The organism is Nocardia sp. TBRC8007 (assembly GCF_056629435.1).
Genome location: NZ_JBWSOR010000072.1, coordinates 1 through 3477, shown reverse-complemented (window position 1 = coordinate 3477; position 3477 = coordinate 1). Strand labels below are relative to the sequence as shown.

Here is a 3477-nt window from a genome sequence, read left to right as displayed (position 1 = left end):
GACGTCACTACCGACAGGGTGCTCGGAGTCGACAGTGAACCGGAAGTTGTCGGCGTTGTCCGCGTTCTACGAGTTCCACCAGCGCCATGGGGTAGATCTGGGCGACCTGCTGGTGAGCTGGCAGCGACGCGGTGCACGCGGCGGGTCGTGGCGACCGTTATTGGCGCACTTGGGTCCTCGGCAGGAGAGGACCAGAAGGGTGCGGTTGCGGGCGGAGCGTCGCCTGCCGCGGACTCTGGATGAGCAGCAGGTCGCGGCGCTGATCGGGGCGTGCGAGCGGCAGCGTGATCGGCTGTTGCTGACGTTGTTGGCCGAGACCGGTCTGCGCATCGGCGAGGCGCTGGGCTTGCGTCACGATGACATCGACCCCGCGGCTGGGGTGGTCGCGGTGGTCGGTCGGGATAACGGGAACGGTGCGCGAGCCAAGTCCGGGTCGCGGCAGGTTCCGGTGCCGGGCGGGTTGATCCGCTTGTATTCCGACTATTTGCATACTGAATACGGCGAGTTGGACAGCGATTACGTGTTCGTCAACCTGTGGGCCGAGCCGATGGGTGCGCCTATGACCTATCGCAGCGTTTACGACCTGGTGTTGAGGCTGCGCAAGCGGACCGCGATCGTGTTCTCCCCGCATGTCTTTCGTCATACCTATGCGACCGGGCTGTTGCGCCGCGGTGTCGCGGTGGAGGTGGTGGGAAAACTGCTCGGGCATGCTTCGATCGCCACGACCGGAGACACCTATTCGCATCTGAGCGTCGAAGACGCTCGCCGGGCGTTGATCGCGGCGGGTGTCCTCGATACGGCAGGTGGACGGCGGTGAGCGCCGGGGCAGCGAGGCCGGCGCCCGGAAGCCTTACCGGGCCGCTGCTCGAGCGTCTGAGGTCCGTGGTGCGGCCGGAGTTCCGGGTGGAGGTGTTGGTTCCCGCGGTCGGCGACCCCATTCTGGGGACACCGGCCTGCGCGGTCCCCGGTTGCGGGAAGTCCAGTCGCGCCCGGCGGTTGTGCCTGGCGCACCATCACCGTTGGAAGGCGGCCGGGCGACCCGACACCGTGGTCTGGGCAGAAATTGCGGACCCAGCCGTGACCGGCCACCGACCGCTGCAATCCTGCACGGCCCCTGGTTGCGGATACGGCCAACACCGGTATCGCTTGTGCTACCGGCATTCCCAGCAGTGGGACGCCGCGGGCCGACCCGATCGGACGGGGTGGACGCCGTCGGTGGTGACCGCCGCGATGGTGTGTGCTCTGCCTGGATGCCGGTTATGGACCGAGCTCGACGCCGGATGGTGCCGCTCCCATCACACCAGATGGCGAATCCGGGGACGCCCGAGCACCGAAGACTTCATCGCCTACTGCATCGACTACGGCGAGGACCGCTTCGACTTCCGCCCGTTGCCGCCTCGACTGCGTCTGGAAATCCAATACGCGGTGCAGTGCCGCGTCGACGCCCAGAAGGCCCGCGTCGCGCCGCAGTCGATCAAACCGTTGCTGGACCATCTCGCCGGGGTCGGGGACATGTCATTGCTGGATCGACCGCTGCAGCGGTGGCTGGCCGAGCTGCCTGACGCGGCCCGTGGCAGCACCGGCCGAGCGTTCCTCGGCTTTGCCGTGGACTGCCTGCTCGATCTGCGTGACAGCGGCGGCTGGGACGCCGAATACCCCAGAGACATTTGGCTTCTGCGTCGATTGGCGATCCCGAAAGCCGGTCACACCGCGCAGCTCGACTTCACGGTGATCGAGCCGACCTGGCTGCGTGAGCTTGCCAAACGCTGGTGCCGATGGCGGCTTTCGTGCGGGATCTGCTTGACTCAGGTTCGGCGGGACCTCGTCGCCGTGCTGCGGTTGTCGCAGCTGACGCCCGGTCTCGCCGAGTCGCTCGGTCCCGCCGCGTTGACCCGCGCAAGCTTGGAAGCCTATCTGGCGGCGTTGACTGCCCACCTCGATCACCCCAAGACACGGCGCAGCGACATCGGCGCGGTCATGGGTCTGCTGCGGGCGGTCCGCCAACACCGGTGGGCGATGCTGCCGCCGGACGCTGAACTCTATCCAGAGGACTGTCCCCGCTGCGAGGAACCGTCGTTGCCGCGGGCGATCCCGGAGTTCGTGATGAACCAGCTCGAAACGCCGGGGGCGCTGGACCAAGCGGCGGATCCGCGGTTCCGGCTGCTGCTCGAGCTGCTCATCGGCACCGGACTACGCATCAGCGACGCCACCGGACTCGAACTCGACTGCCTCATACACGATTCCAGCGGGGCGATCTACCTGCGCTACCGCAACCACAAGATGCGCCGCGAAGCGATCGTTCCCATCGATGACCAACTCGCCTCCAAGATCGCCGACCAGCAGCGGCGCACCCGTGCCGCGTTCCCCGAGACCGAGGTGTTGCTGCCTCGGCGGTTCGCCAACCCCGACGGGCGCCACCCGATCAGCCCCGGCACCTTCGACTGGCACCTGCGAGGGTGGCTGGCCGACATCGCCGTCACCGACGAGCTCGGCCGCCCCACCCGAGTCACCCCGCACCAGTTCCGGCACACCTATGCCACCCGCCTGATCAACAACGACGTCTCCCAAGAGGTCGTTCGCCGACTGCTCGACCACACCAGCCACACCATGACAGCCCGCTACGCCCGCCTCGCCGACACCACCATCCGAACCCAGTGGGAACGAGCCCGCAAAATCGACATCCACGGCCGACCCGTTGACGTCAGCGGCGACGAGCTGCTCGGCGACGCGAAATGGATGAACCACAACCTCGCCCGCGCCACAATAGCCTTGCCCAACGGCTATTGCGGGCTGCCGCTGCAAAAGTCCTGCCCACACGCCAACGCCTGCCTGACTTGCCCGGTATTCGTCACTACCTCCGAGTTCCTGCCCCAGCACCGCACCCAACGTGAGCAGACCCTGCAGCTGATCACCGCCGCCGAGGCCCGCGGCCAGCAACGCCTGGCCGAAGCCAACCGCACCGTCCTCGCCAACCTCGACACCATCATCACCACCCTCGAAACCGACCCGCAGGAGACCAAAGATGCGGGCTGACAACAGCATCTACCTCGCCGCGGCCGCGAAAAGACGCAGCGACCAAACCCGCGTCAAGGCGATCGCCGCCCTGCACGAACTCGACAGAGCCGGAAAACCGATCACCTTCAATGCCGTCGCCGGCCACGCCGGTATCTCACGGTCCTGGCTCTACAGCCAGACCGACATCAAAGACGAGATACATCGAATACAGGCCAACCGCCAACCGCCTTCCACACCCAGACCGACAGCGTCACATCACGCCAGCGACGCCTCCTTGCGGACACGGCTCACCCTGGCCCACCAGCGAATCCGTGAACTCGACGAGGAAAACCGCGCACTCCGAGACCAGATCGCCCGTCTGCACGGCCAACTCCGCGCATCACGGATCAATCCGTCGTGGACACCGTCCACCACACAAAACACCTGATCACGCGACATATTCTGAAGAACAACCGAAGATAA

At 66.3% G+C, this 3477-nt stretch carries 3 protein-coding genes; all 3 read left to right on the top strand.

What is annotated here, in order from left to right:
• Window positions 1-817: tyrosine-type recombinase/integrase (locus ACX4ZE_RS22550; RefSeq protein WP_480275468.1), on the top strand; the 817-nt coding region annotated here is incomplete at its 5' end.
• The gene (locus tag ACX4ZE_RS22545) at window positions 814-3033 is read left to right on the top strand and encodes a tyrosine-type recombinase/integrase (RefSeq protein WP_480275467.1); all 2220 of its coding nucleotides are present in this window, start codon (window positions 814-816) and stop codon (window positions 3031-3033) included. The genes ACX4ZE_RS22550 and ACX4ZE_RS22545, both read left to right, overlap by 4 nt.
• On the top strand, window positions 3023-3442 hold the full coding sequence (locus ACX4ZE_RS22540) for a DUF6262 family protein (RefSeq protein ID WP_480275466.1): 420 nt from the start codon (window positions 3023-3025) through the stop codon (window positions 3440-3442). Before ACX4ZE_RS22545 ends, ACX4ZE_RS22540 begins: the two co-directional genes overlap by 11 nt.
• Window positions 3443-3477 lie beyond the last annotated feature (35 nt).

Coding starts and splice junctions, on each gene's coding strand:
- ACX4ZE_RS22540 (WP_480275466.1), top strand. CDS start 3,023: ATGCGGGCTGACAACAGCATCTACCTCGCCGCGGCCGCGAAAAGACGC.